21 protein-coding genes are annotated in these 21,554 nt (G+C 57.8%); 14 read left to right on the top strand and 7 right to left on the bottom strand.

Annotated elements, in window-relative coordinates:
- Positions 1-20 precede the first annotated feature (20 nt).
- The gene (locus CU103_RS15625) at positions 21-2,192 is read right to left on the bottom strand and encodes a CHASE2 domain-containing protein (protein ID WP_106664958.1); all 2,172 of its coding nucleotides are present in this window, start codon (positions 2,190-2,192) and stop codon (positions 21-23) included.
- Between the two features lie 302 nt (positions 2,193-2,494).
- Here CU103_RS15625 and CU103_RS15620 point away from each other — a divergent pair, with 302 nt between their 5' ends.
- Positions 2,495-3,067 (top strand): HdeD family acid-resistance protein, encoded by a 573-nt coding sequence (locus tag CU103_RS15620; protein WP_106664957.1) that lies wholly within the window; start codon positions 2,495-2,497, stop codon positions 3,065-3,067.
- Positions 3,068-3,102: 35 nt separating this feature from the next.
- On the opposite strand, the gene CU103_RS15615 is transcribed toward CU103_RS15620, so the two are convergent.
- On the bottom strand, positions 3,103-3,819 hold the full coding sequence (locus CU103_RS15615) for a pentapeptide repeat-containing protein (protein WP_106665006.1): 717 nt from the start codon (positions 3,817-3,819) through the stop codon (positions 3,103-3,105).
- Between the two features lie 399 nt (positions 3,820-4,218).
- Here CU103_RS15615 and CU103_RS15610 point away from each other — a divergent pair, with 399 nt between their 5' ends.
- From CU103_RS15610 to CU103_RS15600, 3 genes are all read left to right on the top strand, one after another.
- Positions 4,219-4,680 (top strand): hypothetical protein, encoded by a 462-nt coding sequence (locus tag CU103_RS15610; RefSeq protein WP_106664956.1) that lies wholly within the window; start codon positions 4,219-4,221, stop codon positions 4,678-4,680.
- A 162-nt stretch (positions 4,681-4,842) separates the two neighbouring features.
- Positions 4,843-5,433 (top strand): ankyrin repeat domain-containing protein, encoded by a 591-nt coding sequence (locus CU103_RS15605; protein ID WP_106664955.1) that lies wholly within the window; start codon positions 4,843-4,845, stop codon positions 5,431-5,433.
- A 33-nt stretch (positions 5,434-5,466) separates the two neighbouring features.
- Positions 5,467-5,991, top strand: a complete 525-nt coding sequence (locus CU103_RS15600; RefSeq protein ID WP_245448815.1) for a YHS domain-containing (seleno)protein — start codon at positions 5,467-5,469, stop codon at positions 5,989-5,991.
- Positions 5,992-6,007: 16 nt separating this feature from the next.
- Here the strand turns inward: CU103_RS15600 and CU103_RS15595 are convergent, their stop codons facing one another.
- Entirely contained in the window at positions 6,008-8,224 is a 2,217-nt protein-coding gene (locus CU103_RS15595) for an adenylate/guanylate cyclase domain-containing protein (protein ID WP_106664954.1), read from the bottom strand.
- A gap of 201 nt (positions 8,225-8,425) precedes the next feature.
- Between CU103_RS15595 and CU103_RS15590 the strand changes: the two genes are divergently transcribed.
- The 8 genes from CU103_RS15590 (at position 8,426) to CU103_RS15555 (ending at position 15,809) form a co-directional block, all read left to right on the top strand.
- Positions 8,426-10,387, top strand: a complete 1,962-nt coding sequence (locus CU103_RS15590) for an elongation factor G (protein WP_106664953.1) — start codon at positions 8,426-8,428, stop codon at positions 10,385-10,387.
- Between the two features lie 90 nt (positions 10,388-10,477).
- Complete coding sequence (locus CU103_RS15585) at positions 10,478-11,050, top strand: helix-turn-helix domain-containing protein (RefSeq protein WP_106664952.1); 573 nt, start codon at positions 10,478-10,480, stop codon at positions 11,048-11,050.
- A gap of 6 nt (positions 11,051-11,056) precedes the next feature.
- Positions 11,057-11,593: a GNAT family N-acetyltransferase gene (locus CU103_RS15580; protein ID WP_106664951.1), complete on the top strand. Its 537-nt coding sequence runs from the start codon at positions 11,057-11,059 to the stop codon at positions 11,591-11,593.
- Between the two features lie 325 nt (positions 11,594-11,918).
- The gene (gene rplM / locus CU103_RS15575) at positions 11,919-12,383 is read left to right on the top strand and encodes a 50S ribosomal protein L13 (RefSeq protein ID WP_106664950.1); all 465 of its coding nucleotides are present in this window, start codon (positions 11,919-11,921) and stop codon (positions 12,381-12,383) included.
- Between the two features lie 2 nt (positions 12,384-12,385).
- On the top strand, positions 12,386-12,862 hold the full coding sequence (rpsI, locus tag CU103_RS15570; RefSeq protein WP_106664949.1) for a 30S ribosomal protein S9: 477 nt from the start codon (positions 12,386-12,388) through the stop codon (positions 12,860-12,862).
- 153 nt (positions 12,863-13,015) lie between these two features.
- A complete protein-coding gene (gene speB / locus CU103_RS15565; RefSeq protein ID WP_106664948.1) occupies positions 13,016-13,969 on the top strand; it encodes an agmatinase in 954 nt (317 codons plus the stop codon).
- Between the two features lie 60 nt (positions 13,970-14,029).
- Positions 14,030-14,965, top strand: coding sequence for an N-acetyl-gamma-glutamyl-phosphate reductase (argC, locus tag CU103_RS15560; RefSeq protein WP_106664947.1), 936 nt, complete (start codon positions 14,030-14,032; stop codon positions 14,963-14,965).
- Complete coding sequence (locus CU103_RS15555) at positions 14,958-15,809, top strand: aminoglycoside phosphotransferase family protein (RefSeq protein ID WP_106664946.1); 852 nt, start codon at positions 14,958-14,960, stop codon at positions 15,807-15,809. Before argC ends, CU103_RS15555 begins: the two co-directional genes overlap by 8 nt.
- A gap of 63 nt (positions 15,810-15,872) precedes the next feature.
- Here CU103_RS15555 and CU103_RS15550 read toward each other — a convergent pair whose 3' ends face one another.
- Complete coding sequence (locus CU103_RS15550) at positions 15,873-17,000, bottom strand: SGNH/GDSL hydrolase family protein (protein ID WP_146147807.1); 1,128 nt, start codon at positions 16,998-17,000, stop codon at positions 15,873-15,875.
- A gap of 79 nt (positions 17,001-17,079) precedes the next feature.
- On the bottom strand, positions 17,080-18,177 hold the full coding sequence (locus CU103_RS15545) for a COX15/CtaA family protein (RefSeq protein WP_106664944.1): 1,098 nt from the start codon (positions 18,175-18,177) through the stop codon (positions 17,080-17,082).
- A 169-nt stretch (positions 18,178-18,346) separates the two neighbouring features.
- Between CU103_RS15545 and CU103_RS15540 the strand changes: the two genes are divergently transcribed.
- Positions 18,347-18,562, top strand: coding sequence for a DUF2842 domain-containing protein (locus CU103_RS15540; RefSeq protein ID WP_106665004.1), 216 nt, complete (start codon positions 18,347-18,349; stop codon positions 18,560-18,562).
- 69 nt (positions 18,563-18,631) lie between these two features.
- On the opposite strand, the gene CU103_RS15535 is transcribed toward CU103_RS15540, so the two are convergent.
- Positions 18,632-19,651, bottom strand: a complete 1,020-nt coding sequence (locus CU103_RS15535; protein WP_162707104.1) for a polysaccharide deacetylase family protein — start codon at positions 19,649-19,651, stop codon at positions 18,632-18,634.
- A gap of 165 nt (positions 19,652-19,816) precedes the next feature.
- Between CU103_RS15535 and CU103_RS15530 the strand changes: the two genes are divergently transcribed.
- The gene (locus tag CU103_RS15530; protein ID WP_106664942.1) at positions 19,817-20,956 is read left to right on the top strand and encodes a GNAT family N-acetyltransferase; all 1,140 of its coding nucleotides are present in this window, start codon (positions 19,817-19,819) and stop codon (positions 20,954-20,956) included.
- On the opposite strand, the gene CU103_RS15525 is transcribed toward CU103_RS15530, so the two are convergent.
- A complete protein-coding gene (locus CU103_RS15525; protein WP_106664941.1) occupies positions 20,950-21,534 on the bottom strand; it encodes a carboxymuconolactone decarboxylase family protein in 585 nt (194 codons plus the stop codon). The genes CU103_RS15530 and CU103_RS15525 overlap by 7 nt on opposite strands.
- Between the last annotated feature and the right edge of the window lie 20 nt (positions 21,535-21,554).

Here is a 21,554-nt window from a genome sequence, read left to right as displayed (position 1 = left end):
AGTGCAGGCATGGCTTCCGGCTATTCCGCTGACCGGTCGGCTCTTTCTGCGGACTCGTGAAGAAAGTGTTCGGACCTGCGGGAAATCCGGCGATAGAATTCAGGCAATTCGGGCGTTAGTCCAGCAGCCGCGAGTTTTGCGGCGCTAACGATCTTGCGGCTGGCTGCCGACCGTGAACGCAAGGCTTCGACCAGCTGCCGGTGAATCGATTGCAATTCAGCAAATTGGGCAGTCGCCGCCAGGTGCTCGTCGCCAGCGACGGCGAAAAGTCTCGTCCGGGTGCTCTTTCCTTTAAGGCCCAGTGCCCCTGCCTCGAGCAAGGCACAGTCCGGCAACATCTTGGCCGTGCTCTCGGACACGAGAATGTCGAAGTTCACCTCTTTGCAGGATGACTCGATCCGCGCGGCTATGTTGACGGCATCGCCGACAGCCGAATAATTGAATCGCGTTTCGGCGCCCATATTCCCGACACAGGCAAGGCCGGTATGGATACCGATGCCAATGCCGACTTTTTGCTCATCTCCGAAGCCGAATGCGTCGTCTGCATTAAGGCGCGCAAGCGTCTCGCGCATGGCCAGCGCAGCGTGAACCGCCTTGCTTGCATGTTTGTCGACATCGATGGGCGCGTTCCAGAAGGCCATGATCGAGTCCCCGATGAACTTGTCGAGGGTGCCTTCGTTCGCAATGACGTGATGGCTAAGCGCGTCGAGAAGAGTGTTCAGGAAACCAACAACGGCGGCAGGCGGCAGGCGCTCGCTGATCTGGGTGAAATTTCGGACATCGACGAACATGACCGTCAGTTCGCGATCATCGCCGCCGAGGCGCAGAGCGTTCGGCGTGTGCTCAATGCGATACAACAACGATGGTGAAAGATAGTGGCCAAAGGCCCGCCGGACTTCGCGGCGCTCCCGATCGATCACCAGGAACCGGAACGCCGTGGCACCGAAATGGGTGATCGATCCGCTGACGATTGGAGCCAGCGGATCAAAGAGGAGCCCCGCATAGAAGAAGGCAAGCCATGAGGCGACAAGGGCAAGCACGGTGATCAGGAGACCGCACGCCAGAGCAACGGCAGGGCTGACGAAGGTGGTTACCAGCACGAGAAAACTTCCGGCTACCGCGATTGACAGGATTTCAAGGCCATCCGCCCAATCGGGCCGTGAAAGAAAGCGTCCGGACAGAATCTGTTCCACGGTTTGCGCGTGCAGCGATACACCGGGGACATTTTGCCCAAGTGCGGTCGTACGGATGTCCTGGAGCCCTGCAGCCGATGTGCCGACAAACACGATGCTGCCTTCGACGCCGGCCCTCGTCGCGGGCGACGCGCCCGTGGCCGCAAGGATTTGTCTGGCCGAAATATATCTCTCTGCAGTGTCGGGGCTGACATAGAGCCATAGTTCGCCCGCCGCCGTCACCGGTACAATGAAGTCGCCGATCTTGACCTGGGTTATGGTGTCCGGCACGTTCGGCGCGTCGGCCAGAAGGTAGGTCGACGCACCTTGAGCGACGCGCAGCGCTTCAAGCGCAAGGTTGGGATAGAGCTGCTCGCCATCGCTCAGGACAAGCGGTACAGCGCGAACCACGTTCGAAGCGGCACCAGGATTGAGGCTGATATGCCCTATGCCCGCGGCATTGGCCTCGAGTTGCGGTCGCAAGGGTGTCGCGGCTTTGATACTGGGAGGCGCGCCAAGGGGACTTTCACCTGTAAAGGCAAAGCCCGCTTTCACAGGCGGGCGATAGTTTCCCTCGTTGGACAGGCCAAAGCCCAGCACGACCGGCTTTCCAGCAATTGCGCGCGCGAAGATCTCGTCATTGTCCGGCAATTGGCCAAGCAGTCCGGCGTCAATTCCGGGCACGTCACGAACGACGGTGCGCGGCGACAGGCGATCGGGTTCAGCGAAGAGAATGTCGAACGCAATTGCCGATGCTCCCATGTCGGAGAGTCTGTCTACGAGGGTGGCAATCCGGTCTCTCGGCCATGGCCACTGCCCGAACTCGCGCAGCGATGCTTCGTCGATGTCGATGACCCGGACGGGCAGGTTCTCGAATGCGCGGGGCGCCAGGCGCTGATATTCGTCGAATGTTACTTCGCGCGCCTGCTTGAGCAGTGGCGGATCACTCGCCCGCAGAATCGTGAGCGCCGCCACGATCGCGAGACCGATAATTACACCCACTTGCTGCGCGCGTGTCATGACTGCTGTATCAGCCCTCTCGTGAGGCCTTACGGCAACAAGTGCCAATCCCGGGAGAAATCGTCCGGCTCCATTGGCTTGCCCCCACATGCCAAGGGAGCGGTATGCTGCATTGTTCTGGTATACTATGCAATCACCAACGTCAGGAGGAGTCTCCAAAGCCCAAGGAGGTCAGGACCTGTTACCGTTACGTACTTGCACGTTGCGACCATCAAGAATCATGATTGCCGGACGAGTTCCGGAGCGTGGCGATGCGTGCGCCGTGCTGCGTTACCCCAGCAGTATCAAAAGGGAGAAGGTTCATGGCAATGTCATTGGACGCCGCTGCGGAAGTCTTCCGTGAGGCAATGCGGGAAACGGTCAAGCGATACTCGTTATGGTATCTCATCCAAGGTATCGTACTGGTCGCCGCCGGTATCCTGGCGATCATCTATCCCGTGATCTCATCGGTCGCAGTCATCATCCTTCTGGGATGGCTGTTGATCATCAGCGGCCTTGCGCAGGGCATCGGCCTGCTTGGCGCGCGACACGTGCCGCATTTCTGGCTGCAGCTCGTCTCCGTCATCCTTGCCCTGCTCATCGGCTTCCTCTTCTTGCGGGATCCGGCACAGGGCCTGCTGACGGTCACGCTTCTCCTGATCGTGTTCTTCATGATCGAGGGTATCTCGAAGATCGTCTTCTCGCTAACGATCCGGCCATTTCCCAACTGGGGATGGGTGCTTGCCAGCGGACTGGTCGGGATTCTGCTCTCGCTGGTTCTCTGGGCCAGTCTCCCGGTCACGGCGCTTTGGCTCGTCGGGCTGCTGCTTGGGATTCAACTGATCAGCGTCGGCGCGGCACTGACACAGCTCGCCTGGCAGGTCCGGCGCACCTAGAGCAGGCCTTGTCCAAAACTTGCTCCAGAGCGATGTCATTCAGATGCACAGGGCCAACTGGCCGGAGTCTTCAGACCTGCTGGCAGCTTGGTGGCGGTATTTCCGCAAGCAAGATCGACCTGCTGCTGCTCGAGGCCCTGCGCAGCCGTCAGGTCCATCCCCTCTATCCGGGTCAGGAACATGAACGCGCGATCAAATACGATCGGGCCCTCAAAAATCGCGTTACTCAGGTTAGCCCGTGAAAGGTTGGCGAGCGAAAAACGGGCACCCGTCAACACTGCCTTGCTGAAATCGGCGCGTCCAAGTTCCGCCTTCTCGAAGCTGACTCCGGTGAGCTGTGCCCCGCTGAAATTGGCGCGCTGCAGTTCCGCGGCGGCGAAGGTAGCGCCATCGGCCGAAGCATTGGCGAAACTGCAGCGGTAGGCTTCAATTCTGGCGAAGTTGGCCTTCTCCGCCTTGGCCCCTGCGAGCAACGAGCGTACCAGTGTCGCCTTTTCCAAATTCGCTGACTTCAAATTGGCGCCGCTAAGGTCAGTCAGGGTAAAATCGGTGCTGAACAGATTGGCGCCCTCAAGCTCACTACCGGGTATGATCAGGTTTCGCTTGTTGCAATCGCCCCAATCCAATCCGGGCGAAGGCGACGTATTGCACTCGGCAGCGACAGCCGGCCGGCCCGGAATAGCCAGGATACAAAACAAGGCTATGGCGATGGCGATGGCGGGCGATTGCTTGCGCAATGCCAGATCATTCATGGTCCCCGCTGGAACATCGCACTTGGCACGCCCGGATTGCCTCCCGGCCAGTCCAATCAGCTTCTCGACAAAAATACCCATCATACCGCTCCGATTTCGCTGCAGTGAGCCGGTTGCCGCGCACATGGGACCGACTCTTGCCGCTGTATTATACAGCTCACAACGCAATAAAGTGGAGCGCTGCTTGCACCAGTCAATTTGGTGGTTGAGAATGGCCCTTCATATTGCCGATGGCCGTGCAAGGACGCCTCTTCCGGACATCGCTTAACCCAAAGGGATCACCCCGGAGGGTGATGCGCCGAATCCGGATACTCATCAATATCCGCGCTTGCAGCCATGTATGATTTGCCGAGTAGCTAACGTTGTACCTGCGTCAAATCCTCTTCAAAGGAGAACCGGATGCCGGACAGACATGAATTCTATCGGGTTGAGATCTGCGGCCGCCTTTTTACGGGGACCGTTTATGCCGACGGTCCATATCTGAAAATGCTGGAGAATCGAACATTTGGTCAAGGCGCCCCACTCGGAAGCGCGCTGGTCATTTCAAGAAGTGCTGGCAGGCGCTGGTATGCCATCTGCAAGCATGACCATCCACTCATCGTCCTGCCACTATTCAGCGACGAGGACGTGGAAGTCCTTGCGCGAGAGTTTGGCATACCGATTGCGGGCCGGCTGCGGAAATTATCGTTCGCAGAAAGTCCCGCCTGGAGCGCTCTGAAAAGGTGGGTCAAGCGGCATCCCGAGATTGCCCGGGCATGCTCCAGAACCGATAGCTCCGCCCCGGGTTGGCACGACGTGGATTTCGGCCATACGGGTAATGTGGCACGCTTGAGGACGATCAGGACCTCGCACTCGAGGTAATCCGGGCCCGGAGATCGCGTCGAAACAGCAGGCCTTCGCCGGGCTCCCGAAGCGCCGCTTAAGGGATGAGTTAAATGCCTAATCCTTGTTCGTGGAATGTGTACGTGATAATTTCCTTCAATTCCGCTCAAGAGAAACCGAGATAGAGCGGAGGGACGTGCAGTGAAGTTTCTTTGCATTGTAATTGCTGGCATCGTGCTCGGGATCTCGGCCGCACTGGCGGGGCCTTTGCATGACGCGGCGAAAGACGGAGATGTCGGGCGCGTGAAACAGGCGCTGGACCAAGGCGCCAACGTTGTCGAGCCCGACAATGCGGGTGAGCCAGCGCTGCTGATTGCATCGCTGGCCGGGCATGCCGATGTCGTGGCCCTACTGCTCGAACGCGGGGCCGACATCGAGATTCGCAACAAGGGCGGTCTGACGGCGCTGCACGCGGCGGCATACGGCGGAAATCTCGATGTCGTGGAATTGCTTGTCATCAAAGGAGCTGCAGTCAACGACGCCAAGAACTTCTACCACATGTCACCGCTGCATGCGGCCGCCGAAGAGGGACATGCGGATGTAGTTGCTTTCCTGCTGGCCAATAAGGCCGACATCGAAGCAAAGGAAAGGAACGGCTATTCGCCGCTAACGCAAGCGGGATGGCGTGAACATTGGGATGCAGCGGGCCTGCTGATGAAAGCGGGCGCGGTCTGTCAGCCGGCCGATCTTGTCGGCCAGTGGCTTTATACCGAATGCACGAAGCGAAAATGACGTTTCGCTGCAGGAGGAAACGGAGAAAACACAATGTCTGATTCTACTATGAAACGCGGGTTTCGATTGGGCGTGGCAGTTGGTGCCGCCGCGTTTGCACTCTCGCTCGTTCAGCCCGCTATAGCCGAAGAATTCGTCAATACCGGCTATTTCGGTAATGTTGCGATCAAGGGATACGACCCGGTCGCCTATTTCACCCAGCACCAGGCCATGCAGGGATCTGCCAAATATTCACACCAGTGGCTGGGCGCGACCTGGCATTTCGCCAGCGCGGAAAATCGCGACCTTTTTGCTGCTGATCCGGCCAAGTACGCCCCGCAATACGGCGGATACTGCGCTGATGGTGTCTCGTTCGGCACGGTTACCACCAATGTTGACCCCAAAGCCTGGCGCATCATCGAAGGCAAGCTCTACATAAGTTACGATCCGGGGGCGGCCGATGGCTTCGAGAAGAACCCGACCAAGCTCACCGACTCGCAAAAGCATTGGTCCGATGTCGAACGCACGCTGGTTACGGAGAAAGTGCAAAAGAACTGGCAGGCACCTTCCGCCAACTGACGTTTAGACACGCCTGTCAATTTGTCAGTGAAAAGTATTTCAATGCCTGTGGCGTGACATGAACGTATTGCATGTCACGCTGCTCGGGCGACGTATTGCGGTAAACATAGCCGCACACCATACGATCCTGGAAATATCCCACGAACTTTTCGCACAGGCGGTTTTCGTTGACCTCAACGACGCCGGTGATGTTGGTGTTGGAGCTGCGATAGGCTGTGTTTCCGGCCTTGTCGAAATACTGCATGAACTCGGTACCGTTCTTGTGCTTGCCGGCCCACGTCTTGCCATCGACCAGATTGCGCAGATCCTCGCCGCCGATCTGATCTGCGTCCTTTCCGGCAAAGCTGAAGGGCCACTCGGGAATGCCTGCCTCCCGCAGGCCAGTCAGATGATAGCGAAGATCGTCTTCGCGCCAGTAGTCGTAAAGGTAGCTGTAGTAGGTTAGATTGCTGTCCGGAAACAGCTGCAGTAATTTTTCCGTTTCCCGCGCCGCAGGCGTCCGTTCGCCCCGGTCGACATAGGCCGCCGCAAGATATTCGCGCGCGGGTTCGGCATTGGGCAGGGCGTCGCGCGCGGCCTCCATCAGGGGGATGGCTTGGTCAATGTCGCGCGCCGTATAGAAAACGATGCCAGCCAGCAACTGAAAGGCCGGCGCCGGCGTGGGATCAAGCCGCAGTGCTTTCTCCATTTCCGCAACCGCTTGAGCCCTGCTGCCGGTCTGAGCAAGGATCAACGCCAAGTTGCCAACTGCTTCCGCATCGTTCGGCTGTGCTTCCACTGCCCTGTTCGCCGATTCCTTCGCCTCGGTCTCGCGACCGTCTACCAGCTGCAGCAAAGCCAGGACGGTGTGCGCGCGCGCGTTGTTCGGGTCCAGCTTCAAGGCTTGCCCCGCCGCGTCATAGGCAATTTTCCTTGCCACTGCAGCCGACCACAGATAGTTGTAATCGTTGCGCCAAACATCGACGGCAACGCGGGCAATCCCGGCATGCGCATTGGCAAAACCCGGATCGAGATCGATTGCCTTCTGGTAGAATGACAGGGTCCGGCGATAGGTCTCGACGTCGCTGTAAAGGAAACCCTCCTGCTCGGCTCTCATATAGTAGTCATAGGCCTCAAGGTTGTCCGTCGGTATCCGCGCCAGCTGGTCGCGCTCTCCTTCGCTGAGCTTGACCGCCAAGGCCGAAATTATCTTGCCGATAACATCGTCCTGTACCGCAAAGAGGTCGACATATTGGCGATCGTATCGCTCGGCCCATAATGAGAGACCCGTGAGCGCGTCGATCAGCTTGACGTTGATCCGAAGCCGTGAATCGGCCCGCTGCAGCGTGCCCTCGAGAACATAGTGGACGCCGAGTTCCGCAGCCACATCCTGGATCTTGCCGGCCGTATCGCGAACCGCGAACACGGAATGCCGGGCGATCACGAACAGGCCGGAAACCTTCGACAGCTCGGTTATCAGATCGTCGGTCAGACCTTCCGCCAGATGGTCCTGCTTCGTATCGCCGCTGACATTGATGAAGGGAAGCACCGCGACCGAAGGCTTGTCAGGCAGTGGATAGGCGAACCGCTCGGTTGGCGACGGCGGCCAGATCAGAGTCCATGGCTGCCACCAGAGCGCCACACCGGCAAGGATAAAAGCGACGGCCGCCGCGGCGGCAACCGCAATACGCCATGCGCGCAGGTTACTCCGCGTGCCGATTGTCTTGCCCGCTGCTGCCGGATCGAGCACGACACGGTATACCCGGACAGGCTCGGTAATGCTCTTGACCTTCTGTTCGCCGAGCGAGATGTAGCCAACCGGCAGCTTCGATTTCACCTGATCATAGGTCGTCCCGGAAATGGCAATTCCACCAGGCTCCGCCAGTGCCTGTATCCGGTCCGCGATGTTGACGCCGTCGCCGTGAATGTCTTCACCCTCGACGATGATATCGCCGAGATTGACGCCGACGCGAAAGTCGAGCCGCTGTTCAGCCGGGGCAACGGCATTCCGCTTCGCCTTCTGCTGCTGCACCTCGACCGCGCAGCGCAATGCATCGACCACGCTGTGGAACTCGACCAAAAGGCCATCGCCCATGGTCTTGACCAGCCGGCCGTGATGCCTGGCGATCTTCGGTTCAAAGACTTCCTTCAGATCGCTTTGAAAACGGGCGCGCGTGCCCTCCTCGTCGATCTGGCTCAAGCGGCCATAACCAACGACATCGGCGATCAGGACGGCTGCCAGGTGACGTTCCATGCCCATCTTTCCCCGGAGTGCGACAGACTCCGATCGATATCTTACCGCAGCTATACCGCAGATGCATTACCGCACTCTGGAGTAACGGATCGAACAGTTGTCGTGAATTTCCGAAGAAAAATAAGCCATCTCTGGCGCTTCGCGCCGGTCTAGGGCATGTTGGTACTGGAGATTTGTGTTCGTGGCAGAGGGAGGAACGCCATGCGCTGCTTTACCGTACTCGGACCTTCGCAAACCGGAAAATCGACACTCGTCGAAAAGCTTGGCTCGCTCGAAGGGCCACCACGAAAATCCGTCTCACCATATGGGTTGGGCCTTACGGAATTCGAATTCGGAAACGAAACCTGGTGCGCGTTGGATGCGCCAGGATCGGGCGAAGCCTTGGCACACGCGCAGCATGCACTGCTTGCCAGCGACGCCTGTATCCTATGCGTATCGCCTGCCCCGGAAGAGGCCGTTCTCGCTGCGCCGTATTTGCGGGTCATCGAAGCCTCCGGGACACCATGCATCCTCTTCGTCAACCGCATGGATGAGCCGAGGGGCCGGCTTCGGGACGTCATCGCTGCTCTTCAGGACTACGCCAGCCACACGCTGCTGCTTCGGCAGATTCCCATCCGCGAGGGTGACAAGATTGTTGGCAGCTGCGACCTGATTTCCGAGCGCGCCTGGCGCTACCGCGAAGGCCAGACATCATCGCTGATCGAGATTCCCAAAGATGTCATCGAGCGTGAACATGAGGCCCGCGCGGCGCTCCTGGAGCATCTTTCCGAATTCGACGACTGGCTGCTGGAGGAACTTATAGAAGACCGCGAACCGGCAAACGATGCCATCTATGCGATCTCGTCGCGGGTTCTCAGAGAGAACAAGATCATCCCGGTTCTCGTCGGGGCAGCAAGTCATAGCAATGGCATCATGCGGTTGATGAAAGCCCTGCGCCACGAAGCGCCTCCGGTCGAGACCCTTCGAAACCGCCTCGCCGCCACGGGCACTGCTGGGGCAAGTGCATTGGCGGCCGTCAGCTTTCACGCCTATCATCGCCAAAATGTAGGCAAAACAGTATTGGTCCGGGCCCTCGGCGAAGGGTTGAAACAGGGGGCGCTCTTGGGCGGTGCCCGGCTGGGCCCGGTACAGGACCCGGGAAACGGCAAGCCGATACCCGCGGGCGTAGGTTCACCCGGCGATGTATTCGCCACCGTCAAGTCCGACCACTTGCCGGTCCCATCCCTGCTCACGTCCGAAACCACCATGGCGGCGCCCGATTGGATTGCGCCCCCGACGCCGATGCTTGAAAGGATATTGGTGCCCAGCAGCGAGCGCGATGAAACCAAACTTTCCGAAACGCTGGCGAAGCTCGCCGAGACGGATCGGGGCCTCAAGGTCATGCAGGAAGAAGGGACCGGCGCTCAATTGATCTGTGCTCAAGGGCCTGTGCACCTGCGCGATGTTTGCAAGACATTGTCCGAAGTTTTCCACGTCGAGGTGACGGACCGGCAACCCAGTCCGGTCTACCGGGAAACAATCGCGAAGTCATCGGATGTCCACTACCGGCATCGCAAGCAGACTGGCGGCGCCGGCCAATTTGCTGACGTCAAACTCAGCGTTCATCCGAATGGGCGCGGCGACGGCTTTACCTTTGCCGAGACAGTCAAGGGCGGTGCCGTTCCGCGGAACTTCATACCTGCGGTCGAGGCCGGTGCGCGCGAAGCGATGGAACGAGGCCCGTTGGGGCTGCGTGTGATCGATGTCGGCGTCACGCTGACGGACGGCCAGCATCATTCCGTCGACAGTTCTGAATTCGCATTTCGGGCAGCGGGCAAAATGGGGGTCCGTGATGCGCTCGCCCAATCCTCGTCGGTGCTGATGCAGCCGATATTCCGGGTCGAGTTCCACATCCCATCCATCTATTCCGGCAATCTTGTGCCGATCGTTTCGGCATTCAAAGGTCAGGTACTCGGCTTCGACCGGGACGAAACTGCCAAAGGATGGGATATTTTCCGGGCTCTCGTTCCCGGCAGCGTTCTGGACGAACTGGCGCGTTCACTGCGCTCCGCAACGCAGGGCATCGGCACTTACTCCAAGGCCTTCGATCATTTCGAGGAGTTGTACGGCAAGGAAGCGGATGCCATCATAACTGCCCACGCCTCCCACGCGAGCGAACACTAAAAGCCTTAGTGGGTTGGGGCAAGGTGACGACCGGCATCCTGCCATTGTCGGACCTTGACATATTCCCATATACGAGACATTTTCTCACATATGGAAAATCTTCTCGCAGATGATGGCGGAATGGACCAGCGGATCGCGCAGCGGCTCAGAGCGTTGCGTGTTGAGCGTGGCTGGGCTTTGGACGAGCTTGCAAGGCGCAGCGATGTGAGCCGCGCCACCCTTTCCCGGCTCGAGAACGCTGAGGTGAGCCCGACAGCGAGCGTTCTTGGCAAATTGTGCGCCACCCACGGCATGACCATGTCGCGGCTGATGCACATGGTTGAAGACAGCTTTGCGCCGCTTCTCCGCCGCGACACCCAGCCCGTATGGACGGATCCGGAGACCGGATTCCGCCGGCGTTCCGTGTCGGCCCCCGCCCAATCACTGGCTGGCGAAGTCCTTGAATGCGAACTCGAACCCGGTACGCGCATCACCTATGAGCACCCGCCACGGCAGGGTCTCGAACACCATCTCATCCTGACAGCGGGACAGTTGCGAGTGAGTATCGGCGACCAATCTCATGAGCTGCTGCCCGGCGACTGCCTGCGCTACCAACTCTTTGACGCCAGTTCATTCGAAACTCCCGAGCATTGCGCGGCCAAATACATTCTCCTTATCGTGTGAGGAACCATGTCGACTGACCCACAAACCACCATTTCGATCTTCTGGGCCGACGATGTCGCCCACAATGTCCGCGAACTTGGCGCGCTGTTGCATGCATGCGTCCATGACGGGGCCAGCATCGGATTTGTGCTGCCGTTCCCGCAAGAAGAAAGCGAGGCATTCTGGATCGATAATGTGCTTCCGGCAGTGCAGCGTGGTGTGCGGCTGCTGCTCGTCGTGCACCGGGATGGAAGGATTGCGGGATCTGGCCAACTTGATTACGACACGCCGCCCAATCAGCCCCATCGGGCGGAAGTGCGCAAATTGCTGGTGCATCCTGATTTCCGGCGCCTGGGGTTAGCGAAGGCGCTCATGGCCGAACTCGAGCGGCAAGCAGGGGAACGCGGAAGAAGCCTGCTCACGCTGGACACGCGGACCGGGGACAAAGCCGAACCGCTTTATGCCTCACTGGGCTACAAGACGGCCGGCATCATTCCTGGATATTGCCGCGATCCGTTTCAGGGCAATCTCGATTCTACCACGCTCATGTACAGGGCACTTTGAATTGTCCAGCGCCCTTCGAAGCCGTCGGGCATTGCCACTGTCAGGGTGCTACAAACAGTCTTTTACCGCACCGGCACGCGCCAAGCAGCTGGAGAATGATGTGGTAATATGATACCTTTTCCATAACCACTTGTTTTTGTTGCTATATTTATACCATCACCAAATATCCACCACTTGACGCGAGCGCCATAGCCCTTTATTGAAACCCTCGACTGCGGTGGGACTTCCCGCCGTTTTTCATTGTTATGCGGATTTCATCGATCTGCTTAACCCAAGCAACAAGAAAAGCCTTCCTTCGTGAAGGATGATCTCAAGGACGAACACAATGGCTACCTTCTCTCAGAAGCCGGCAGAAGTGACGAAAAAGTGGATCCTGATTGACGCCGAAGGTCTCGTCGTCGGTCGCCTCGCTACCATCGTCGCCAATATCCTGCGCGGCAAGCACAAAGCAACCTTCACCCCGCACGTAGACGATGGCGACAATGTCATCATCATCAATGCCGACAAGGTTGCCTTTACCGGTAAGAAGTTTACCGACAAGGTTTATTACTGGCACACCGGCCATCCCGGCGGCATCAAGGAACGCACTGCCCGCCAGCTGCTCGAAGGCCGTTTCCCGGAACGCGTCGTTGAAAAGGCTGTAGAGCGCATGGTTCCCCGTGGCCCGCTCGGCCGTCGCCAGATGAAGAACCTGCGCGTTTACGCTGGTTCCAACCACCCGCATGAAGCTCAGTCCCCCGAAGTCCTCGACGTCGGCGCGCTGAATGCCAAGAACAAAAGGAGCGCATAAGAATGGCTGAGCTCAACTCGCTCGCAGACCTCGGCACTGTTGCCGCAACGACGCAGGCTGCTGCGCCGGTTCACGTCCAGAAGCTTGACGCCAAAGGCCGTGCCTATGCAACCGGCAAGCGCAAGGACGCGGTCGCCCGCGTCTGGATCAAGCCAGGTTCCGGCAAGATTGTCGTCAACGACAAGGAATACGGCAAGTATTTCGCCCGTCCGGTTCTGCAGATGATCCTGCAGCAGCCGATCGTGGCTGCCAACCGCGCCGGACAGTACGACATCATCGCTACCGTTGCCGGTGGTGGTCTGTCCGGTCAGGCTGGTGCCGTTCGTCACGGCATCTCCAAGGCCCTCACCTATTTCGAACCTGCACTGCGCGGCGTTCTGAAGAAGGGCGGCTTCCTGACACGCGACAGCCGCGTTGTCGAACGCAAGAAGTACGGCAAGGCCAAGGCCCGTCGTTCGTTCCAGTTCTCGAAGCGTTAATTCGCGCCTCAATTGGACAAGAACAAAAAGCGGGCCCTTGGGTCCGCTTTTTTGTTGCGCCGATACAAGTTTGCGATAGCTTCGCCGCCTATCTCTCCCCTTGATGGGGAGATAAATGTCGTGCATCAAACACCCCTCGGAGCCTAGAACCCGATGCCATCGAAGTCCATCGACCACGCCTTCACAGCGCGAACATTGACCAGCGCGGCGACTGATCCGACCCATGCGGGCGCCCTCTCCTTCATGCGCAGGCGCTATACGAAAAATCTCAATGGGGCCGAGGCGGTCGTCTGGGGAATCCCGTTCGATGCCGCGGTTTCCAACCGGCCCGGCGCGCGGTTTGGCCCGCAGGCGATACGGCGCGCTTCGGCGATCTTCGACAATGATCCGCAATATCCGTTCCAGCGCGATCTCTTTGCCGATCTCGCGGTGATCGACTATGGCGATTGCCTGCTCGACTATGGCAATCATCAAAAGACACCTGCTACGATCGAGCGCGAAGCGGCGAAGATCATCAAATCCGGCGCGTTTCTGCTGTCGCTCGGCGGCGATCATTTCGTCACCTGGCCGATCCTCAAGGCGCATGCCGCCAAGCACGGACCGGTGGCGCTCGTGCAGTTCGATGCGCATCAGGATACCTGGTACGACGATGGCAAGCGCATTGATCATGGCTCCTTCGTCGGGCGTGCGGCACGTGACGGCGTTATCGACCCCTCCCACTCGATCCAGGTTGGCATCCGCACCCATGCGCCGGACGATTGCGGGTTGAAGATCGTCTACGGCTACGAGGTCGAGGAAATGTCAGCGGCGGAGATCGCCAAGCAGATCATCGCGCGCACCGCAGGCAGACCGGTTTACCTGACGTTCGATATCGATTGCCTCGATCCCGCCTTCGCACCGGGTACGGGAACACCTGTCGCCGGCGGCCCGTCTTCGGCAAAAATCCTTTCCGTGCTGCGGCATCTGACGGACCTCAACATCGTCGGCGCCGATGTGGTTGAAGTTGCGCCTGCCTATGACCATGCGGACGTGACCGCGATCGCAGGTGCCACAATCGCGATGTATTACCTTGGTATCCTTGCAGAAAAGAAGGCTCGACGAAGCTGAGACATTGAATCGGGTTCCCACGCCAACTATCTGAATTTCAAGCTTCCCAAGGATATCCTCATGAAACCGAAAATCTTCATCGACGGCGAACACGGCACCACTGGTCTGCAGATCCGGACGCGGTTAGCCAACCGCGGCGATCTCGAAGTCCTTTCCATTCCTGAAGCCGAGCGGCGCAACAAGGATTTGCGCTCCGACTTCCTGAAGGAAGCGGATGTTGCCATTCTCTGCCTGCCGGACGATGCGTCGAAAGAAGCAGTGTCAATTCTAGAAGGTCATAATTCAACGAAAATCATCGACACTTCGACGGCGCACCGCGTACATCCGGACTGGGCTTATGGCTTTGCCGAACTCGACCGTGCCCAGCGGCGGAAGATCATCGATGCGCGGCTCGTCGCCAATCCCGGCTGCTATCCGACTGGCGCGATTTCCCTGGTTCGGCCATTACGCGACGCGGGAATCTTGCCTGGCAATTATCCGGTCACGGTCAATGCAGTCTCCGGCTATACCGGCGGCGGCAAGCAGATGATCGCGCAGATGGAAAACCCGGACAGTCCGGACCACATCGCCGCCAATCATTTCCTCTATGCGATGCCGCTGAAGCACAAACATGTGCCGGAACTGCAGACGCATGGACATCTCGAACGCAAGCCGATCTTTAGCCCAAGTGTCGGCCGTTTCCCGCAAGGCATGATCGTGCAGGTTCCGGTGTTTACCGATGACCTCAACGGCAATGCGTCGATGCAGGATATCCATGCCGCATTGAGCGCGCATTATGAGGGCCAGAACATCGTGCAGGTGGTGCCGCTGGCCGAAAGCGCCATGTTGCCACGCCTCGATCCGGAAGAGCTGCGCGACACCGACATCATGAAGCTCTACGTCTTCGGCACCGAGGGTCAAGGCCAGGTCAATCTGGTCGCGCTCCTCGACAATCTCGGCAAGGGTGCGTCGGGTGCTGCGGTGCAGAACCTTGATTTGATGCTGGGCAATGCTTGATGCGATAACGGAGACTTTCCCGCCCGAGTGGAAAGTCTCCTCGCCCGAACTGATGGCCGAAACGGTCACCAGCCGCATCGTCAAGGTGCGGCTCGAAAACGGTGAAGCCGCTGTGATCAAGCATCTGACGCCGCTCGGCATGCGCGAAGAACTGGGAGGCACGCACTATCTCGAATGGCACGAGGGCAATGGCTGTATCCGCCTGCTCGCGCAGTCGCACAACAATCTGCTGCTTGAATATGCGGGTGAGCGCACGCTGCTCGATCACCTCAACGAACATGGCGACGACGCAGCGACGCAAATCTTCGTCGACGTCTTCCTTAAACTATTGCAGTCCAAACAAGCCGGCCGCCCGGTGCCGCCGGATCTCATACCATTGCGAACGATGTTCGCCAGCCTGTTCAAGAAGGCCGAGGCGGACCGGAATCGCGGCGTGCAAAGCCAGTTTGCCGAAGCGGCAGAACTTGCTGACAGGTTGTTGAACAATCAACGGGACGTTCAGCCGTTGCATGGCGACCTGCACCATGAGAACGTGTTGCACGGGATGCGCGGCTGGCTGGTGCTGGATCCGAAGGGCCTGATCGGCGATCCGATGTATGACGCTGCCAACATGTTCTACAATCCGCTGGACCGCGACGATCTGCGCGCCAGCGAAAGCCGCATCGCTTCGATGGCGCGGACGTTCTCAGAGGCATTCAACCGAGATATCAGAACCATACTCGGCTTCGGCATGGCGCACGCCTGCCTTTCAGCATCGTGGCACGATGAGGACGGGAATTACGACGAGGCGGCGCGCAGTCTCGGCGTTGCAGAGGCAATCCGAAAAGTCCTGAATTCCCTGTGAACGTTATGCGCTGGATAACATAGACATGCAGCGAACCGCTCCGGCACGGTGCAGTGGGTTTGATCACTGTATATGTTGCACGAAGTTTGTTACAGGAGAGACGGGCGAAATTGGGCCTGATCCCACCGAGGTCACGAGTCCACTGCCGTCGATGTCGGCGTCAAATTTCGTGGCCGTTTCCTGATGGACCAAGATCGAGCCCAAATTGGATACATAACCTTTCAGATCTTCGCTACGAAGGATCAATGTACTGCCGTATTGGACATTGCCGGGATTGTTAAGAAATCTGGCCATATAATTTGCCACTAATTTGAACCCGCCTGTGGACGGATGAAGTGAGTCACTCAAGATCGTTTCCGATTGCCATGATTGAGCAGCGCCATCGGGTAAATCTGGAGGCCGGTTATAGGTCTTGAAGCCGTATGCCGAGAGCTTTTCTCCGACGCGCGCGTATACACTATCAATATTGACGAGAAAAATCCGTGCACCATCCTTAGTTAACGGGGCGAGCTCTTTCTGTAATCCGGAATAATAAGACGCGGCGAAAAGATTTACTTGTGCTAAATTTTTGCTCTCAAAATACTTCTTCACAAAGCCAACCGAGCTGAACCCTGAGAAGACTATGTTTTTGGCGCCCTTTTCGACAAGGAGTTTCACCTGCGCGGCAGCGCTTGCCGCGGTTTCATAACCATCCTTGGCGGGCTGGTCCGCGGCTGTATTTTTGTCATATTTTTTGCGGAAAATGTCTGCGTCATTGATGCCGATATTGATGATGATCACATCCTGGCTGTCAAATTTCTTTTCTGTGGAAACATCTATCGTCTTTATTGCCGCGCTTACTTGTCCCTTAAGCGAGCCTCGATCGATTATTTCTTGAGCGGTTGCTCCGCTTTGACCATAACCGAAATAAGCTTCGCTATCGGTTAGACCGAGAGCGCTAAAAAGAGAGTAAGAAAGTGGGTAGTAACTTTTTGAAGAGAACTTCGACAGCGCTTCGTGTTTAGAGGGGTAGGTGGCGGTGCCGGGACCGTTATTGGAAATATCCGTATAGCTGTCACCAAATGAATATAGGCGCCTGAATTCACCAGCAAAAGCGCTGTTGCCATGTAACACTGATAGTATGCTTAAAATGCATACGTATATCGCTGCACGAATATGATTTTGTAGTCGGCAAGATAAATACATAGCCATATTCCTCCAAGATGACCGGAGGATGACACCTAGGTGAGGTCAACACAATTGGTACAAAGTACTATGCAATTTGACCCCATTACCGCCCGGAAACAACCTCAGTTTCAAGCGGATAGGCTCCCTTCGTCGCGCGCCAGTGCGCGATCGAGAAGCCAAGCAGTATGATGGCAAAGGCCTGGTGCAACAGACCGAGGCTGATCGGCACCTGCAAGAGCAGCGTCGTGATGCCAATGGCCGCTTGCAGCGCAACCAGAATCGCCAGGAGCATGGCGCGGCGCGCATGGGTTGTGCCCGGAGCCTGCCGCATGGTCGATATGGCCTGCCAAATGGCCACGGCAAAGACGAAATAGGCGAAGAACCGGTGGACGAATTGCACGGTCTTTGGATTCTCGAAGAAGTTGTGCCAAATCGGCTGGATCGGGAAGAGATCGCCCGGGATGACCGACCCATCCATCAGCGGCCATGTATTGTATGAAAGCCCCGCATCAAGGCCAGCGACAAGCGCGCCCAGGTAGATCTGGATGAAGACGAAGAGCACAAACCAGCCTGCGAACCGCTGGAGCTGACGATTGGCGGACGCTTGCGAATAGACGGCGAGACCGCGGGCCACATACATGACGGCAGCAAAAATGATGCAGGCCAGCGTCAGATGTGTGGCGAGCCGGTATTGACTGACGTCCACGCGATCGACAAGCCCTGATGCAACCATCCACCAGCCGACCGCACCCTGAAGACCGCCGAGCGCCAGAATGCCGACCATGCGCGGTTTCAAACGGCGCTCAAGCCGGCCTGTGAGCCAGAAGAAAGCCAGCGGCAATGCCACAAGAAAGCCGACGCCGCGCGCGAGAAACCGGTGCGCCCACTCCCACCAGAAAATCTGCTGGAACTCGGCCAGGCTCATTCCCTTGTTAAGCCGCTCGTATTGCGGGATCTGGCGGTATTTGTCGAATTCTTCCATCCACTGGTCATGGCCGAGTGGCGGGATAATGCCATGGATCGGCTTCCATTCGGTGATGGAAAGACCGGAGCCTGTCATGCGCGTCGCCCCACCGACGATTACGATTGTCGCCAATACGATCAGCACCAGATAGAGCCAGATGCGGATATATCGGCGATTTCGGGCTTCCTGGTTCTGAACCGAGGCAATCCTGCCTTCGGAAATTGTCTGGGCGGCCATGCAGAACACTCCTGTATCCAGCGGATAGGTGCAGCATTAGATGATCCATGACAAGGCGACGATCACGCGACACGCCGTCGCGTTTATAACGCAGCCAGGACTTTTTTGCTTTCCGCAGGAAACGTTAACGGGTAGAGGGTGGCACTGAAGCTAGAGAATGGATGGCGCGATGCCCGTAAGGCTGAAGAAACTCATCGGTACATTTCTGCTCGTGGCACTCGTCTGCGTTTACGCAATCGTCGCGACCATCTTTGCCGTGGCATTGCTCGGCAACGCCAGCCCGTGGGTTCACCTCATTTATTTCTTCGGGACAGGTATTCTTTGGGTCGTACCCGCGATGTTTATCATCAGCTGGATGGAAAAAGCCCCCAAGAAGAAGGCTTGAGAATCGACCGCTGCGCTCCGGTTCCCGAACCACCCCAGCTACCGGATCAGGCTGAATTCCTTAGAAAAACTAAGCCTGTACGACGCGGCGGCCGGCATTGGCAATGGGCGTCGTCACACCGCTCATCATCGTCTGCGCATAGACGAGCTTCTGAAACCGGCCATTGATGGAGATGCGCGGCAGGGCGTGCAGATTGGCGCGGTGCTCCGGATGAATGGTGCCGTGACGCGTGGTGACGGCGGAGAGGAACCCTTCCCCGGCCGCGATCTCGGCTTCGCGTTTTCCGGCGGCCTTGGCCGAGCCATAGGGATAAGCGAAATGAAGGGGACGTTTTCCCAGTTTGTCTTCCAGCATGTCGGCGGAAAGGCGCATCTCCTGTGAGACCATACCTGCGGTCAGCCTCTTCAGGTTGTAGTGGTGGACGGTGTGGGCGCCAATCGTGCACAGCGGATCGCTGGCGATCTGGCGCAACTCCTTCCAGTTCATGACGTCCCGATCCGCGGATACGCCACAGATCATTCCTTCGGCGGCGCACATCTCGCGCAGGACAGGAACCTGGTCAAGTTCGGTCAGCGTGTAGGAAAAATATCGCATCAGGGCGTGGAAGGCGGCACGCTTCTGGATGAGCGTTCCGCAGCGCCACTCGGGACCACCACCCGGTATTTTGATGAAGGTTGCCTTAGCGACGAGCTTTTCCACGACCTCCCACCAAAGGACCGCCGCCCCCTCGACGAGACCCGGCGCAGCATAGATGGTGAAGGGCACATTGTGCTTTTGAAAAACCGGCCAGGCATGATGCAGATTGTCGTTGTAGCCGTCATCGAGCGTGACTGCGGCAAAGCGCCGGTCATGACGCGACCCCGATCTGACACGATCCGCCATCTCATCCATCGAAACAAGCTCGGTGCCTTCGGATTTCAGCGAGACCAGGATCTGGTCGAGAAAGTGCGGCGTGATCGACAGTGAACGCGTAACGCCGAGCGGGCTGATACAGTCCGGGCGGACACGGTGCAACATGATGATCGAACCCAAACCGCCAAAACGATCACGCGTGCGCGACGCGAAACCGCTGTGCCAAGCCAGTCTCATCACGGCCTTTCGTATCAAGTCAGCCGCGTGGACCATTCCTTCACCAATTTGCGCTATTCAGGGATAATCGGAGGGTTCTATTCATCAAGTCATGCAACGTAAATGTTTATATATGGTTGATCAACGAACCCGCCCCGTTTTACCCCTCCTCCACTGGACCAAGTCATGCCGCTTCCTCCTTTAAAAGCAAAGATCGTTTTCGCGGCTGAAGCCAACATGTTGTGGGCTGGACTTGGAGAAGGCTTTTTTGCTGGTCCGGCACAAACGGCAGGCTGGTTTTCTTTCTGGCAATCATCAGTCAACGCGGATTGCCTGGTTGCGGTGTTGTGTGCGGCCGACAGACCGGTATTCATCCTGCCGCTGGAGATCGTCCAAAAAGGCCCGGTTCGCGTCGCCATCTTTGCTGGTGGGCCGCACGCCAATTGCAATTTTCCGGCGATTTCGGGGACTCACGAAATTGGCCGCAACGACCTTGCAACGCTCTTCGAAGAGTTGCGTAAGGCCCGGCCGGATATCGATCTGGTGTCGCTGGCAAGGCAACTGGGTGAACTTGACGGCATAACCAATCCCCTTAGCCAGCTTCCAGGCCGGGAAAACGCCAATGTCAGTCTCGCAATTACGCTGGACCGGAATTTCGAGACCGTACTCGCCCGCAACAGCTCCAAGAGGAAGAAGAAAAAACACCGGCAGAACATGCGCCGTTTCGAGGACGCTGGCGGGTATCGCATCGTAACTGCAGCGACGGCATCCGAGGCCGAGGCAATGCTTGAAAACTATTTCGTTTGGAAAGCGGACCGCCTTGCCAAGGCAGGTATCAGGAACACCTACGAGCCTGCAGGCATAAAGGATTTCTTTCACCGGCTGTTTGCGAACGAAACCGGCTTGGAAGCGCCGCGATTTCAGCTCAAGGCCCTGGAGGTCGCAGGCAAATACCGGGCGGTTCTCGGCAAATCATATTCGCAGCACCAGACCTTCATCGACTTCATCGGTATATCCGAAGATGGGCTTGTCAGCGCCAGCCCCGGTGAGTTCCTGTTTTTTGAGGATATCCAGGACAGCTGCAATACCAATCTCGCGGTTTACAGTTTTGGCATCGGCGACGAGCCATATAAACGAAGCTGGAGCGACATCGAAGTCCCGACCTACGACGCGGATGTCAGCCTAACGACCAAGGGCCGGATATATGCCGGCTATCTTGCGGCACGCGGCAAACTGGTGCGAACCATCAAACAGAATGACGTAATCTGGGCCAGCGTGCGAAAAGCCCGGTCGCGCCTGTTCGGAAAGCGACGAGATCCTCAATAAGTCTTGCCCACGCTCATCGCATTTCGAAATTCCTCGTTGTCGTCGACGAAGACGGCCTCTGGACCAGCACCCACTGCGTCGAAGTACCGGCTTACAAAGCAGCGAAACGCGGCGCAGAGCGCGATATCGCAGATCTGCTGGTCCGTGAAGCCGGCCGATCGCAGCCTGTCGATGTCGATTTGAGTGACCTGCGATGCATCTTTGGCGATCTTTTCCGCATATGAGAGCATCTCAATGTCCCTCTCCGGCAAACCGGCGCTTCGAAAGTCGCGCTGAACGGCGATCACAGCTTCTTTCGAGCCCAAGTCGCCGATCAATTGTTTGCCATAGACGTAGGAACAATAGGTAGACGGGATATGTTTCGCAGCGATCAGGGTGATCAGACGCCATTCCCGCACACCCAGGGAGAACCCCGCCCGAATCTTGTCGACAAAATCAGTATAGACCGGCAGCAGGTCGGGCCGAGGCGTAAATGATTTGGCGGTGGCCATGACAAAACCAAGTTGGGCTATCTGCGCGGCATAAATTTCGGCCACCCGGCCAGTTGCTTCGGCTTCAGCTATTGTGTGCAAGTACATCTGCCCCTCCGTGCAATGCT

It is taken from the genome of Phyllobacterium sophorae, from assembly GCF_003010965.1.
Lineage (GTDB): Bacteria > Pseudomonadota > Alphaproteobacteria > Rhizobiales > Rhizobiaceae > Phyllobacterium > Phyllobacterium sophorae.
Note: the sequence above shows the minus strand (reverse complement) of the source record. Positions and strands in the feature narration are given on the sequence as shown.

Excerpts from the sequence above, each read along its gene's own strand:
- argC (WP_106664947.1), top strand. The coding sequence starts at position 14,030 with ATGAAACCGAAAATCTTCATCGACGGCGAACACGGCACCACTGGTCTG.
- CU103_RS15590 (WP_106664953.1), top strand. The coding sequence starts at position 8,426 with ATGCGCTGCTTTACCGTACTCGGACCTTCGCAAACCGGAAAATCGACA.
- CU103_RS15545 (WP_106664944.1), bottom strand. The coding sequence starts at position 18,177 with ATGGCCGCCCAGACAATTTCCGAAGGCAGGATTGCCTCGGTTCAGAAC.
- CU103_RS15550 (WP_146147807.1), bottom strand. The coding sequence starts at position 17,000 with ATGGCTATGTATTTATCTTGCCGACTACAAAATCATATTCGTGCAGCG.
- CU103_RS15555 (WP_106664946.1), top strand. The coding sequence starts at position 14,958 with ATGCTTGATGCGATAACGGAGACTTTCCCGCCCGAGTGGAAAGTCTCC.
- CU103_RS15625 (WP_106664958.1), bottom strand. The coding sequence starts at position 2,192 with ATGACACGCGCGCAGCAAGTGGGTGTAATTATCGGTCTCGCGATCGTG.
- speB (WP_106664948.1), top strand. The coding sequence starts at position 13,016 with ATGCCATCGAAGTCCATCGACCACGCCTTCACAGCGCGAACATTGACC.
- CU103_RS15540 (WP_106665004.1), top strand. The coding sequence starts at position 18,347 with ATGCCCGTAAGGCTGAAGAAACTCATCGGTACATTTCTGCTCGTGGCA.
- rplM (WP_106664950.1), top strand. The coding sequence starts at position 11,919 with ATGGCTACCTTCTCTCAGAAGCCGGCAGAAGTGACGAAAAAGTGGATC.
- CU103_RS15620 (WP_106664957.1), top strand. The coding sequence starts at position 2,495 with ATGGCAATGTCATTGGACGCCGCTGCGGAAGTCTTCCGTGAGGCAATG.
- CU103_RS15600 (WP_245448815.1), top strand. The coding sequence starts at position 5,467 with ATGTCTGATTCTACTATGAAACGCGGGTTTCGATTGGGCGTGGCAGTT.
- CU103_RS15580 (WP_106664951.1), top strand. The coding sequence starts at position 11,057 with ATGTCGACTGACCCACAAACCACCATTTCGATCTTCTGGGCCGACGAT.
- rpsI (WP_106664949.1), top strand. The coding sequence starts at position 12,386 with ATGGCTGAGCTCAACTCGCTCGCAGACCTCGGCACTGTTGCCGCAACG.
- CU103_RS15535 (WP_162707104.1), bottom strand. The coding sequence starts at position 19,651 with ATGAGACTGGCTTGGCACAGCGGTTTCGCGTCGCGCACGCGTGATCGT.
- CU103_RS15595 (WP_106664954.1), bottom strand. The coding sequence starts at position 8,224 with ATGGAACGTCACCTGGCAGCCGTCCTGATCGCCGATGTCGTTGGTTAT.
- CU103_RS15585 (WP_106664952.1), top strand. The coding sequence starts at position 10,478 with ATGGAAAATCTTCTCGCAGATGATGGCGGAATGGACCAGCGGATCGCG.
- CU103_RS15530 (WP_106664942.1), top strand. The coding sequence starts at position 19,817 with ATGCCGCTTCCTCCTTTAAAAGCAAAGATCGTTTTCGCGGCTGAAGCC.
- CU103_RS15610 (WP_106664956.1), top strand. The coding sequence starts at position 4,219 with ATGCCGGACAGACATGAATTCTATCGGGTTGAGATCTGCGGCCGCCTT.
- CU103_RS15615 (WP_106665006.1), bottom strand. The coding sequence starts at position 3,819 with ATGAATGATCTGGCATTGCGCAAGCAATCGCCCGCCATCGCCATCGCC.
- CU103_RS15525 (WP_106664941.1), bottom strand. The coding sequence starts at position 21,534 with ATGTACTTGCACACAATAGCTGAAGCCGAAGCAACTGGCCGGGTGGCC.